General features: G+C 40.5%; 1 protein-coding gene. It reads right to left on the reverse strand.

Annotation, left to right across the window (positions count from 1 at the left end; all coding sequences use genetic code 11):
- Positions 1-38: 38 nt before the first annotated feature.
- On the reverse strand, positions 39-15932 hold the full coding sequence (locus HW279_RS00905; RefSeq protein WP_178957612.1) for a T9SS type B sorting domain-containing protein: 15894 nt from the start codon (positions 15930-15932) through the stop codon (positions 39-41).
- Positions 15933-16248: the final 316 nt, after the last annotated feature.

The following is a 16248-nucleotide window of genomic DNA, read 5'->3' on the forward strand; positions in this document are numbered from 1 at the left end:
TCCTTCGCAGGGGTTTTATTTATTATAGATATTACTTACTATCTATACAATGTGAAGTGGCCCATATATTCTCGTGCATCTTCACCGTCTTCGTGAGTCTTCAAGATGTACCAGTAGTCACCCGCTGGTAATTCTTTACCGTCATAACGTCCATCCCATTTTTGTCCTGAACGCAACGTTGTGATATAACGTCCGTAGCGGTCGTAAATATCTACGGTCAAGTTTGGATAAGTGCGGAATCTATCAGGATCCCAACCGTCGTTGCTACCATCATCATTCGGTGTAAAGAAGTTAGGTGGTACTGACTTCATAAACTCTTTCTCGATGCGCAAGTCGGCTTCACAACCATTTGCATCTTGTACGGTAGCGGTTACCACTTTGTATACTCTTCCGTTTACTACACGGCTGGTTGGGTCGGTAGGTTTAAGAGTGTACTCGTTGCTTCCATTTTCGTAACTTCCGTTAAAGTAGTAAGTGTATGGAGGATTACCTCCTCTTGCTTCTACTTTTATAAGGTTCAATTCACGTGGGTCGCTCTTGTCTTTCAATTCCAATCCTGGGTAACGTTCTATATCAAAACGTTGTGCAATAGTTTCCTGACAAGTAGATGCCACACCTGCTCCACGATAGAATACAGTTATATATTGGTTCGTTCCTGGTTCAATAGGTGCTGTCTTAGCTCTATTACCATCAAACGATTCAAATGGTCTCGCATCACGCGCATCAGTACTATTGATAGCATAGCTTGTATTGCTTCGTGTGAGTGCACCGTCCAAATTGTTGAACGTTAGCATCAAGTAGCCTGTCGTCCAAGTAGTAGAAACAGTAGAACAGTTAAAGCCTTTTTCAAAAGTAGCATTGATGCTTGGTGCAACGGCTACTGTTATTTCTAAGGTTTGTGAACAAATACCAGAGTCACCATATTCTAATTGGTATCTACCTGGTGCTATTCCTGTTCTAGATACTACTGTACCTGTTGCTACACTGCTTGAAGTTCCTATCACATTACCCGATGGGTCTTTCAACGTATAGTTGTATGGTGCACGTCCACCTGTGAATCGGAAGCTTAGAGCTCCGTCATTAGTGCCGTAGCAAGTTTCTGTTACGGTGCTTGCGTGAGCTACCAACTGTTCAGGTTCTACAATGGTAAAGGTGCGTTCTACTTCACAGCCTATCACATTGTCTTTCACCTTCACAATATACTGTCCTTTTGGCAAGTTAGTGAACTTATTAGTTCCATCAAAAGTTCCTGCCTCTGGTGAGATAGTAAATGTATAGCTTCCTGTACCACCTGTGGTCGCATAAGTAATCGTACCATCATTCACACCATAACAACTCATATCAGTCTTAGTAGACGATACTGTAAGATTTGTATAAGCTTCTACATCTACCGTTATAGTACGTTTACAACCGTTATTATGTGCTATGGTAACAGTGTGAGTACCTGGTGTTACTACAAAGCGTCCTGAGGCTTGTGGTGCCCCTCCATCTATGCTATATGATACATATCCTGCATATTTTGGATTAGAAGAAGCTACAATAGTATTCACTACGGTATTATTACCACAACTGTACTCTACGGTAGCAGTAGCTTGTAAGTCTACTCCTTCCTTGATTGTTACCGATACTTCGGTAGTACAGCTTCGAGCGTCTTTCACGTAGATAGTGTAAGTACCAGAAGCTAATCCCGTATAGAGGGTCTTGCCTACTGTCCAAGTTACATTATCTATTGAAGTACTGTAAGAAGCAGTTCCTCCTTTGATAGTGATAGATACTGTACCATCATTACCACCTTTACATACCTCATCGGTTATCTTGTCTATTGAAGCCTCTAATAAAGTAGGTTCTTTGATTTCAAAGGTAGTATCAGTATAGCAACCATTTTCATCTTGAGCTCTTACAATATAGTTACCTCTTGCTAATTTAGTGAAGTAACCACTATCTACAAATCGGTCTAATCGTGGACTAATAGCGTAGAGGATTCTTCCTGTACCTCCTGTTACGGTTACCGAAATAGTACCATCGGCTTCACCATTACAGCTAATATCAGTACTTGCAGTAGCTACTGAAAGTGGTCCTGCCTCTCCAATATTTATAACTGTACTGGTTTGTACACAGTCTACACTAATTACTTCCACTTGGTAAGTACCAGATGTCAAACCTCCAAATGCCCAATCAGTAGCATTTTCTTGGGTAGCAGTAGCAGTTTGTGCTACACCTCCTTTATATAATTTGTATTGGTAGTTACCCAAAGCACCAGTGGCTGAGAAAGTAATCTTAGCTGTACTATCTCCATTACATTTTACATATGCCTCAGAAGTATCTACGTGTAATTGTAATGGTTGTAATGCTTCTATCGTTATCTTGTTAGACAACTTCGATTGACAACCGTGACTATCTATCACATAGAACTCGTACTCTCCTACTCCTGCTTGAGTGCTATTTCCTGTAAGTGTTGTAGTAGTTGTACCGTTGGCTACCATATAGTAAGTATAACCTGGAGTACCACCTGTTACAGTAATTGAAATAGTAGCTTGTTGCAAGCAAGTAAGCGGTTTAGCAATTGAGGCAGTTACCTTCATTTCACGAGGTTCATCGATGGTTACTGGAATAGTAACATCACAACCCCAACCATCTATAATCTTCACGTTATATGAACCTGCATATAGGTTAGTGAAAGTAGTGCTAGTTTGTGCACCTCCTATTTGTGCACCTCCCACATTCCACAATTCGTAAGCGTAATTACCACTTCCTCCTGTTGGGCTCACCACTGTTATTACCCCTGTTCTATCGTTGAAGCAATTCAAAACAGTAGTTGCTGATGATATGCTTGCCGAAATAGGTGCTGGTGGTGCCATTACTACATTAGTAGTAGTTGAACAACCTCCGCGGTCAGTTACTTCTACCGTATAGGTATTGGCAGTCAATCCTTCAAATAAGGTAGTGGTGGTATAGGTACCATAAGTAGCGTGAGGAGCTCCTCCCACTAACAAGCGGTATTGATAATCACCCCAACCTCCTGTTACATCTATACTGAAGGCACCTTTATTATCATTAGGTTCACAAGTGATGCGATTTGTAATAGTAGGACTCACTGTCAAAGCTTGTGTAGGAGCCGATACCATCACCGAAGTAGTGGTTACTGTACAGTATGGTGATTGTGTTTCCACTACTCTTATCACATATGTTCCTGCCGATAAACCTGCAATTACCTCTCTTCTCTCAGTAGCCGCATTTGCTTGTACAGTTCCTGTTATTCCTGTTGGAGCTAAGGTAGTCGCATCAAGCACTTGATAGTTATAAATACCTTGATAACCTTTTACAGTAAGGGTAATCTCACCATCATTGCCTCCTACGCACGATACTGGTTTGGTTTGTGCAGCAATTACTTCTATATCGCTGAAATCTATAACCGTATGCGATGCAGTAGCATAACAACCTGTTTCAAGGTCTATTACTTTCATTTCATAGTAACCAGGTGTATTGAAGCCTATATTAGCTGTGTTCACTCCTGCGGTAAGCGTTTGTGTACTTGGAATAGCCACTCCAGCTCCTGTAGAGGTTACTTCTATACGATATCCTTTGTTATTACCTCCATTAATAGTTAAGGTAATACTTTCGGTAGCGTTACAGCTTATTTGGCTTGTTCGGTTCACATCAATACTAGTAATGCGTTTTAATGGCGGTATTACTAATGGGTTCGCACTGTTATCAGCTTGACAACCGTTCGCATCGCGTATATACACTATTACTGTTTGAGTGTGAGTGCCATTGCTAGTTACACTGTATACTCCTGTATGGTTAACCCAACCTGAGGTAGTAGTAGAGGTACCGTCAAACACTTCAAAGTTGAAAGTATAAGTACCTGTTCCACCGCGACCTGTTGCTTGAATGATAGCTTGTTGTGCATTATTATTGGCGTCACACTTAAAGTGTGTAGTCACCGTTGTACTGCTTACTACCAATTCATCTGGTTTACCAATAGTGATTACCTGAGTCGCAGGACAGTTACGTGAAGAGGTAAGCGTTACTGTATATACACCTGCTGGCATTGCATCAAATTCAATATCTTTAGGTGTTACGTTCACCGTTTCACTGCGGAGAGTTCCTCCTGCTCCTGCAATATTAATTTGGTAATCAGTTTGTATTTGTGTGCCTGGTATGGTAATCACAAGTCGTCCGTTGCTTGCACCGTGACAAGTTACCGCCGTAGTGGTATAAGTAAAGTTCACAGGCATAGCGTCAGTTACATCTATATCAGCACCTGTTACGGTAGCACAACCTGTAGTAAGGTCAGCAATTGATACTTTATAAACACCTGCACCTACATTTGTAAATATACCTGTATTATTTACTTGTGGAGTACCTCCAGCATTATTAGTTAAAGTATAACGCAAGTTTGTTGAACCTCCTTGGTGAGTTACTGATAAAGTAGCTCCTGTTGCAGGATTACAAGTAATTTGCTTGATAAATACTACTCCTATACTTGCACTATCAATTGGGTCATACAAGGTCACCGATTGAGTAAGGGTAGCGGTACAACCCCAAGTATCACTGATAGCTACTTGGTAAGTGCCTGCTCCTAAACCTGTAAATACAGTACTTGTTTGAGCGGCTCCCTGTAACACTCCATTTCTAATGAGTTGGAAAGTATAATTGCGTCCTTCACCTCCTGTTACATTTTGTACAGTTATTTCTCCTGAGTTAGGTGTACAGTTTTGTGCTGTAATAGATAGAGTACCTGTAATGTTATTAGGATTAGTAAGTACCACTGTCGAGCTAAGCGTTACCATACAACCTCCTCTATCGCGTATAGCTACGTGATAAGTGCCCGCTGTTAAGCCTGTAAACACATTAGTGTCTGACCATACAGCACTTGTTGGAGTAGGTGGTGTAGTACTTACATAGTACTGATATCCACCCCAACCGCCTGTAGCATTGGTAATCTCTATTTCACCATTATCATAATTTGGTGCACTTAAACAAGTGATAGACTGAACACTAATACTTGCTGTAAGAGCAACGTCAGCTTCTGATATATTAAAGGTATAAGTTTGTACGCAACCTGTACCACTACTTGTTACTGTCATTGTATAAGTAGCTGATTTCAAACCTGTAATTGTAAAGGTAGGATTAGCTCCTGATACAGCTGGTACTGTAGGTGGTGTTACTCCTCCTGAAGCTATCAAGTTCACAGTATAGTTATGTGTGCTTACTGTATTACTCAATGTGAAGGTAGCTATACCATCGTTATTGCCTTTACAAGTAACATTCTTGATTTGTGGATTCACAATGCGGAACGTATTTGGATCTGGTGCTACATACAATGCTTTCACTACACAATCTGTACCTGCGTGACCTATCCAGAACGTATAAGTTTGCTTAGGATTTACAGAGAACACATTATTTGTTGTCCAAGGTGCTCCTGCACTTGGTGGTACGGTAGGCTGATTAACTCCCATATAGTAACGCAATTCACTTTGTGTAAGTGGAGGCATACCTGGTGCAGCTACTATATCCACTTTCACTTGTATTGGAGCGTTACAAGTTGGTGTTCCTTGTACGGTTACACTCACTTGTTCTGGGTCTAATGCTTCAAAAGGTTTAATCATTTGGGTAGTAGTAGTAGCACAGCCATTCATATCGGTAGCCGTAATGGTTACTATTCCACCGCGAATATCTCCCACCGTGAAAGTATTGCCTGTACTAGTGATAGTACCTGCAGGGCTTGTATATACAAATTCTACTGTATATGGTGGGGTACCTCCACTGATAGCTCCATTAGGTACACTAATAGTAGCTTGCTGTGCTGTACCACTCGCTGTACAAGCAAACTGTTGTGTCACAATTTGTGTACTGCTAATAGTTACTGGTTTAGGTTCTGCAACTGTTACTGTATAAACTGCTTGACAGCCATTAGCGTCTACTGTAATTGTGTACACGCCTGCTTTCAAATTACTGTAAGTTCTTGTAGCAGCTGTCCAAAGAGGTGTAGAACCAGCAGGACCTACAATAGGTACATTCGTATAGTTAAATGTTCCTATAGTAGCGTTCTTCTCAGTGATGTAAATCTCACCATCATTACCTCCACTACAAGTTACTGATTTCACTGCAGTTTCTATTTGTGGTAACTCTGCTGGCAACACGGTTATAGTCTTAGTAAAGGTGTTGCAACCTGCTGAGGCATTAACATCAGTTACTGTTACGGTATAAACACCTGCTGTAGTGATATTATTTACCTTAGCCTCATATTTACCACTCACTTGTGAGATAGCTGTAGAAGGTACTGTATAACCTGCGGGACCTGTAATAGCATAAGTGTAGTTACCAGTTCCTCTGTCTACTTTTATAGTAATTTCAGCATTTCCTGTCGCACCACAACCTAAGGCTTTAGTAAGTGATGCTTCAGCTTCTAAGTTGGCAGTAACGGTATAGGTAAGTGTTGCTATACAGCCTGTCGCCTTATCGCGGATTTGCAAGTCGTAAGCACCTGCTACCAAGTTGCCAAAAGTAGGACTTGCTTGGTAATCCAAACCACCATCTATTGAGTATTCATAACCGTTGAGTTCTGCTCCTGTAGCCGAAGTACCAGAGCCTGCTGGTGCTTTCGCTTGTGGCTCAATAGTCAAACTGATAGAACCATTCACACAACCCATTAGTTTAACTTTATTAATCTTAGGTGCTGGCTGTACTGTAAGGGTATGAGTACCGAGATCTGCACTACAACCAAATTGGTCTTCCATTGTTAACTTCACAGCGAACGAATATGGTAAAGCTGGGTTAACAGGCATTGGTGGAGTTGCTATATTATCCTTAATAATCTGTACTCTTGAGTTTCCTGTTGCTATTGGCACCGTAAAGCTTACACCTGGAGTTACAGGAGCTACTTTATATGTATAAGTACCTCCACCTCCTGATGGATTCAACACCTCTAATACACCGTTCTTATCACAAGTAATTTGCGTACTTGCTGATACGGTAGCAGTAAGAGTACCTAACTCTCTAATATGAGCATCACGACTACCCCATACGCAAGTACCTTCTGTTACTACCACATAGTAAGTCTTGTTAGGTGCTAAGCTATGAGGTCCTGCTGGGGTAACGTTCGTAGCATCATTACCTGGTGCTGGCATTACAGCAGTACCACTCACAATTGGATTACCTAAACCTGCTCCTGGTGTTTTTTCATATAACACCCAAGTAAGTGGTGTACCCGCTGGAGAACCTCCTGTGTATTGTGACTCACGGTGGATTCTAAAGGTAGCTTGTCCTTGACCTCCGTGGCAAGCAGGTTGTGGCGAAACAATCACTGTCATTGCCGGTGTAGCTACATTAGCATAAATATCACCAGTAAATTCAGTTTCACAATTATTTGCATCTATCACTCCAAAAGTATAAGTCCTACCTACTATCAAGTTAGTAAATACATAGGTGCCTGATGGAGTAGGTGCTGACCAAGCTCCTCCATTTACATTATATCGAAAAGGAGGATTACCTGTACTCACAGTTACTGTAGCAGTAAAGTAAGTCTTACCTGCTGTAATACAACCTAAGCGGAAATCTCCTATATCAGTAGTTACACTCACTGTTCCTAACGGACGTGGCACTACATAATCTATTGCACTTGTACTACAAATATCGGAACCTCCTAATGCTGGACGAGTAGCAAAACGCACCCGTACTGTTTTACCCGGCTCAGTCACCCCTGATATAGGTGCTGAAGTATATGGGTTGGTTGGCATTGGATGCCAAGTACCTCCATTATAGTTATAATATATTTGGTTACCTCCTGCTCTATAAGCATTCCACGCCTCGTTAGACATTGTAAGGGTAAGTGATACTGCTTGACCTGCAGTAATACAATCTCCTGGGCTAGATGGTACCGTAATGCTAGCAGTAAGTGCTGGCATATCTTGTAAGGTAACATTTTTGCTTGCACTACAACCGTAACGGTCAGTTACAGTAATAGAGTAAGCTCCTGCTACCAAGTTGTCAATTGTATAAGTATTAGTTGCAATACCTGTGAAAGTAGCAATTACTGGAGTACCTGTATTACCGTAACGTACGGTAAAGTTAGCATCTCCTGCGATATTCTTCACTACTATCTTACCGTTACCTGACCCTTGACAAGTAGGTGTTATCGTTTCGGTATCGAAGGTAAGAGCTGGTGCTTTGCGTACCCCTACTTCGTGACGTTTCACACAACGATCAGACTTCACAAACACGGTATAAGTCTGTACTGAACCTGTGATAGTAGGTACATTGTAAGTATTGGTAGTTCCAAAAGTTCCTGCTGTAACAGTAGTTACCGAACCTTGTGCAAAAGCATAGGTATAATTACCATCTCCTCCTGTTGCAGTTACTTCTATCTTACCTGGCACACAACTTTCATTGGTTACCTTCACACTGGTGTTCAAGGTAGGACGAATGACTATATTCTGTACCGCACTACAACCGTATTGGTCAGTAACGGTTACTCTATAGTTTCCTTGAGTAAGTCCTGTAAAAGTGTGAGCAGTAACTCCCGTTGCTAAAGTTACAGGAGTACCATTGTTCAATTTTACTTTATAGCCACCATTACCTCCATTTATTTTCACGGTTACCTCACCTGTATTACCTCCTTCGTAGCAATCAGTAGCCGAAAGGGTAAAGTTTACAGTTTGTGGGGTAGGTATATTCAAGTTGCTTGCTAAAGTAGCCTCACAACCATTCTTATCAATTACCTTAAAGTTTACACTTCCTGCAGGTATATTGCTAAAAATAGGTGTAGTTTGTGTCCTGCCTGCTCCACCTCCTACTGTATACTGATAACGATAAGGTGGTACACCTCCATTTGCTATAAGGGTTACACGTGCTTGTTGTCCGTTAGAACACATTGCAGGTTCAGTAATAGTAGCACTAAGAGTAAGCTGAGTAGGTTGTGTGATAGTAACTGTACGAGTTACTTTACAGTTACCACTGTGATTAAATTCTATGATGTGATTACCTACTGATAGGTTAGGGATTACTATAGTACCCGCTGTTTGGTTTGAGAAAATAGGAGCTCCTCCATCTACTACTACATTATAATTACCAGCGCCTATGTTTTGTACCTTAAAGGTCACTTTTGCTGTTCCCGTTCCATAACAAGTTACATCTGTCTTAGCAGTCATTTCTGCTTTAAATTCTCTATCACCTGGTATGGTAATAACCTTAGTCATTTCTTGCCAGCACACATCTGGTCTTTGGTATACAAATATATCATCCACCAAAAAGTCACAGCCCCAATCTGCCCAGCTATTAGTACGTATTTCTACTCTTATAGAAGTAGCTCCTTTAGGATCTAACTCTCCTTCAAATTTCACCCAGTTATTAGGATTATTATGTGGTGGTAGTTTACCTGAATTCTTAAAGTCTAACACTTGACCATTAGCCTTATTTACTAAACGTATTTGTACGTCTGGTTCTTGAGCTCCTTTATGAGGTTTAAACAAGTTGTACAAGTACATCTCGTATTGTACTTTCCTATGAGGGTCTACATCATTTACATCTTTCCAATACAATACGTCTTGGTTTCTTACATTTCCTATATCCACTATCAAGAAACGATCTTCAGGATTTCCTGAACGTGGGTTAGGATGTGTCCATATACCTGATACACCCGCACGGTCTACGTCTCCTATTGATATAAATCGAGAGTTCTTATTACCTACTACATAGTGTCCTGGACCTGCTGGAAAAGTAATAGATGGGGCACAGGTCAAGAAGGGTGATATATTAGAAATACAATAATCTTTACCAGTACCAAAATCTTCTTTTATAATAGCATTACTTGGCGATTGGTTCAAATCTCTATAACGTACCGTTACGGTATAAGTTCCCGGTGCTAAGCCTGTAATATTGGCAATTCTACCTTTTGCCTTTTTACCATTTACTTCATACTCATAGTCGTAAGAGGTAGGTGATGAAGTCCTAAACTGTACAGTAGCTTTACCGTTACAATCAAAGTCAGTAGCTGTATAGGTAAATCCTGCTGGTTCTGGAATAACGGGGTCTACGGTTACTTGCAATGGCAATTCACAACCTCTTGCATCTTTTATATATACGGTGTGTCTACCTGTTGGCAACCAACCTTCTGATGAAGAAGTATAGTTACCATCATATTTATACGAATATGGAGGCTGACCACCCGATACGTTAGTAAACTTAATCTTTGCTTTACCTGCTGTAGGTCCTGTTTTACCACAACCTATAAGCTCTGCTACACCTACAAATCCTTTAAGTTCAGAGGGCGCATCACTAATATTTCGTGTTGTCTCATACGTACAGTTATTTGCATCTACTACTTTTATAGTATAAGAACCTGGTCGCAAGTTTCTAAATTCTTTTGAAGTACCTCCTCCTAGGTTACTACCATTTACGTAGAAAGTAAATGGTGCTTTACCTCCTGTTACAACTACAGATATAGAACCATTATTAGTACCCTTACACAATACGTCTGTAGAGGTTACATTAGCAGTTACAGCTACTGGTGCTCTAAGTGTAGCCGAAGATTCTACCCTACAATTATTGCTGTCAAGTACTACTATCTTATAAGTACCTACCTGAGCAGTTTCATATACTACGGTATTATTAGCTGGCACAGCAGTTTTTCCTACTACGATGCCTCCACCTACTTTTTCTATAGTATAAGTATAAGGGGTTGTACCTCCTTTTACTTTCAAGGTAATTCTTCCCTTGCGTTCATTTTCATTTCTTCCACAGGCAATATCCTTGGCTACTTGTGCTCCTGAGCCATCTATCACTACAGGAGTTGTTAAAGCCTTACTATAGGTAGCGGTACAACCATATTTATCAATAACAGTAAAAGTATGGTTACCCACTCCTAAACCTGTGAATGTATATTTAGTACCATTTTGGGTTGCCTTAGTCACTCCGTTGAGTTGGAATGTATAAGGCGCATTATTTCCTCCTCCTGCTACTGTCACTTCTACCTCTACTTTTGCTTGTGAAGTAGCAGCTGTACAGAAGTCGTTAGCTGTACCCGAAGTACCTCTCAAACTAATAGTATTCGGACTCACCACATTGAAAGTAGCGTCTTTAGTACAGTTATTAGCATCTTTCACTACCACCCTGTAAGTACCTGCTTGTGTAATTACAAACTTAGGATTGTTAGAGCCCGTTATTCTTGTAGCACCTCTATATAGTTCATAACTATAAGGAGCACTACCACCATTGGCAGTAACAGTTACCTCTACACGTGATGGGTTACAACCTATCAATACATTGTTAGGTACTGAAACAGTAATAGCTACAGGGTTAGCAATATTAAAAGTACGTGTTGCCTCACAATTAGGATTGTTTTGTTCTGCACGTATTTTCACGGTATGAGCACCTGCAGGTATGTTATCCCATCTGAAAGGATTACCTGTGGTAGCTACAAAACTACCTGTTCCATCTTTTTGTACGTAATAAGTAGAAGGTGCATTTTTCAAGCCTATTTGGTAACTACCTTGCTCTCCATTACATTTAGGTTGCGTAATCTTTTCAGTAGCAGGATCTACGTCGAAAGCCTTGTCGTTAGCAATCGTTACAGTAGTAGTATAGGTAAAGCCACAAGCCTTTGGCTCTTGGTAGAGGTAGATATCGTCTACAACCAAGTCATTACCGCTTTCTATCAAACTATAAGAACGTACAACTGCTATAAGTTTAGTATGATTTCCTGGGTTTAATGGTCTTGGCGTTACTGTCCAATCATCTGCATTACGAGCTCCTCTAATAGGTGGTGTAATGCGATAGCTATCCAAAGGTGTTCGGGCATCTATAGCTGCTTGGTCAGTATAAAGTTCTATCGCAATATCCGGAGCTCCCACAGGATAACGAGGGTCATTAAATCTCAACATATTCATCAAAGCTATTGAGAAAATAACCTCTTTACCTGGAATCAAATCCTCTATGGGTCTCTGATAAAGTATTGCCCCCTCTTGTCCTAAGATTTTACCAATATTTACAAAGAGCATACGTCCATTAGCCAATTCTGTGTGGTCATTAGGTTGCATCCAAGCAGGATTATTAGGATTTAGTCTTTGTGATACTACGTATTCACCATCAGCAACGTATGGGCCTTCATAGTTTATACCACTAGGCCAAGGTTGCCCATAACCGTTTCTAGGCATTGAACCATCTTGCAATTCAAGATAGTATTTCTTGTTAATATATTCATTACCACCATTGCGCCCTGTACCGAAGTCCTCAAAAAAGAGTACGTTTTTGGTAAGAGGATTCGTATCGGCATACTCAATAGTAATAGTATGTACGCCTGGTGCAAGATTCTTAAAGTTATTATCAGTTGTAGGCTGACCGTCTACGTAATATTTATATTTGTAATCATTTTTGTTATTAGTAATCGTAAGAGAACCGCGTCCTTGGCAGTCGTAAGTTATTTGCGAAGGAGTAAAGGTTGGTTCTGGAATTCTTGGGGCTACAGTTACCTTTATGTTTTCACGAGTACAACCTATCGCATCGCGTACTGCCATATTATAGGTGCCTGGTAACATCCATTTTTTCATATCGGTAGTCCAGTTACCATCTCCAAAGTTAAATTCATAAGGTTTTTGCCCACCTTGTACGTTCGAGAAACGAACGAGAGCTTTACCGGCATTAACTCCTGTGTCACAACCTACCAATTCTTCTACCCCTGCTGAGGCAATAAGGTTACCTCCCACAAAAGAAGGAATAGTAATAGTGGCTCCTGTAACTGTACACAAAGCTCCTGCTCCTCCGTTACCATAGCGTAATACAGGGGTATAGCTTCTTCCCGTTTGTAAGTTCGGAAACTCACGCCCTGATTGGAAGTTCACTCCGTCTATACTGTATTGTAATACGTTATAGCTGGAAGCATTAGTAGGTTCATTAATAGTTATCTTTGCCCTATCACCACAGTTTTGTACGGTATAGTTGGCTGTGATAGCAGGTGTAGGCAAGGTATTTACAGTAGCCGAAGCTTCAGCAATACAGCCGTTGTCGTCTATCACCTTAAAGTTTTTCACCCCTGCAGTAGTAAAGGTAAAGTCGTAATAACTATTTGCGAAGTTATTTTGGTAGGAAGCTCCTCCATCGTTACTATAGCCATAGCCATTAGGTCTGTTAGTCTTTCCTCCCTCAGCAGTTACACGCACTATAGCACTGCCACAGCTCAAGTGTCGCAATACCGAAGCCGTAGCTTTAAGGTCTGGCACTTTATCAATACGCACACTAGTAGTAAATTTACAACCATCTGGGCTCGTTACCTCTATATAGTAATTACCAGCAGTAAACTGGTTAGTAATATTTAAGTCGGTAGTATTGGTAACCGTAGTATAAGCCACTCCACCTGTAGCGTTGTTATTGCGAATAGTATAAGTAAAAGGTGGATAAGGGTTACCGCTAAGTTGTACGCGTATACCTCCCTTGCTGGTACTGCAAGCCATAGGTGTAACGCTGGCAGTCATCGCAGGAGTTCGTTTGTTTATTTGTATTGATTTCTCAAAAATACAAGGTTGTGTAGTAATGGTAGTAGTAAGTACTTGGCGTACGTACACGGTATAGTTGTCTGGAGTTACTATATCAAATACATTACTGCTTTGATAGGTTTTCACCCAGCCAGTAGAACCTGTTTTCTTCAAACCGTATTCATATCCTGCTGGCACCCCATTTACAGTAATACTACCGTTTTTATTACAAATAAGGTCTCGACCTACCAATTGTGGGTCTACATTGTTTTTGGTAATACGGAAATAGTAATAAGGCGACACACAGTTGCCATAAGTAACTACCAAACGGTATACTCCTTCATCTCGCAAAGTAATGTCTCCACTATTCCCTATATCTGTCCAGTTACAGTTATAGTTGTCGTTAGAAGGTGGACACTCTTTGCTTAGGGTAGGTGGCAAAGCTCCACAAGAGCCTAATTTTTGCCACTGATAAGCAGTAGCCCCCGTAATTCTAAGACTTACAGGCACTGTAGTACTACCTCCGCACAAATACACTTGTGGATACTCAGTACCCCCTGTATCTGCACAGATGTACACCTCACCATTTAGTTTCCCTTTCGAAAGCAGATCTTTAATAGGGTGTACTGCATTTGCATAAGCATTAGGGTTCACAGTGTGCTCTTCGTACATTGTAGCACAACCTGCTTTACTCTTCGTTACTTTATACACACCTGGTTCACTTACTACTAAGGTGCGTGAATTACCTCCTATAGTACCTCCGCCTACTTTTTCCCATTTGTAAGAGTCAAAGTTAGCTCCTGCCTCCAAGGTAACCGTGCGCTCACACAATACCGTAGTGGCTTTAAACATACAGTTGGTAAAATCAAGGTTTACAATAAAGTTAGACGGTCCTTCTACCCCACCGTTACAAGCTGTAAATTGTGTATTGAAGCTACCTGCTGTTAAGGGTGTCGATGGGTTAGACACTCCATTATAGCTTGCTGAGGCTCTATTCTCTACTACATTAGAACACGCATCACGCCATTTGTTACAGTCGTTCACTACTTTTATACCAAAAGAAAGTTCCTGTACGGTACTTCCTTTCTTCACTAAGCTCTCAGGAATATTAAATGTAAGTTTACGAGAGGCTGGTATATAAGTATAGCTTACCCCTAATGGCATCGAAATATTTGCTGTTGTAGCATCGAAATCTTGTAAGTTTACAGGAAGTATATCTGTTATCTGTACATCTTTAGCATCGTCATTCCCTATGTTTCGGAAACGTATTTTATAACGTAACGCATCTCCCATTTGCACATTTTGCCCTGTAATATCGGCTCCTGCGCTACTGAGCACGCGTTTCTCCATTACAATATGGGGCGCTATCACTTCCACGTTAAAAGCAAACATAAAAGGATAGTAAGCATCTTGGTCTGAATAAGGTCTAAAAGATGTGGAAGTACTATTATTATTTAAAAAAGTTTTACCACTATTGGCTAACTCAAAAATTCCTGCATCAAACCCCAATAAGTTAGTAGAAGCGGGTCTACGATGAGGATTAATACCGTTTTCATTAGTAAGAGTACTATTAAAGAAGTTATTAGCAGGTCGACCGGGTGCTGTAAGAGCTTCGTAAGAACCATTTATTTTTTTCATTTTGAGCTGGTCTCCTTTAATTCCCAACTCACCTTCCAAAGCAGCAAAGCCTATCTTAGCATTTACAGGTCCGGTAGGTACCGTTTTAAACCCTGAAATATTAATGATAGGATTATTGTCTCTATTTACTACTGAAAAACCGTCAAACACAGTTATATTACGCGCTTCACGGGTTAAGTCCTCATATACTATTACAAGTGTCCATCCAGCGGCATAACCTACACCTGTATTTTCTGTACCATTAGGTGCTTGTATATTCCCTACAGTATAGGTATTAGCAATAGTACCATTGAGGTAATTGGTCACCTCAGCACGGTATACATAGGCACGTTGAGCTCTATAATTATCTCCAAAGGTACTTACTACATCATTACCATCATATACACGCTCCCCTACCAAATCACGATAAGCTCCCGAACCTACTTTAAATTTTACGTTCGCAAACTCACTTCTCTCTAAGCGAGGATTCGTTTGGTTGGCAAGTCTCTCTTCGGTATAAGTAGCTGCCCAATAGAGGTATGCCCTCACCACTTTTTTACAAGTAGAGGCAGGATTAGGGTCGAGTACAGTTGCCGAACTCGAGTTAAACACCCCCGACTCAGGCTCCACATTGATAAACTTCATCTCAATGCCTGAATTATCACCGTGATTACCTGTATAGTCATTATTAGGATTGGCTTGAGGACTAAGAATAGTATTCCCCACCACAATCATATCCCCCTTTACAGTACCTTGGTAACGAATACCAAAAGGAATATAATTCTGCCCAAAGGCAACTGAGAGAGTCGCCCAAAAGAAACATTGTAATAGTAATAACTTTTTCATATGGAAGTTATGTTTGTATTTATGCTATTGCAGTATAGCAATAGTGAAATTATTAATATTGTTGCTTGAAATCCTAAATATGTAAATCAAATACCCAAAAGTAAACCTCCTACTGCTCGTGTATAGTAACCACCACTACAATTCCCCCTCTGTGAGGGGGCAAGGGGGAGGTTTCTCCTAACCTTGATTTATTTTTATATAATATATAAAGGTGTCTCATATATCTTTTTGTATAATAGTTACACCTCTCTCTTCAAACGCAAAAGTAAGATATTTATTTTATATAATACACACTACACAAATATTTAACATTATT

It is taken from the genome of Capnocytophaga sp. oral taxon 903, from assembly GCF_013394785.1.
Lineage (GTDB): Bacteria > Bacteroidota > Bacteroidia > Flavobacteriales > Flavobacteriaceae > Capnocytophaga > Capnocytophaga ochracea.

Excerpts from the sequence above, each read along its gene's own strand:
- HW279_RS00905 (WP_178957612.1), bottom strand. The coding sequence starts at position 15,932 with ATGAAAAAGTTATTACTATTACAATGTTTCTTTTGGGCGACTCTCTCA.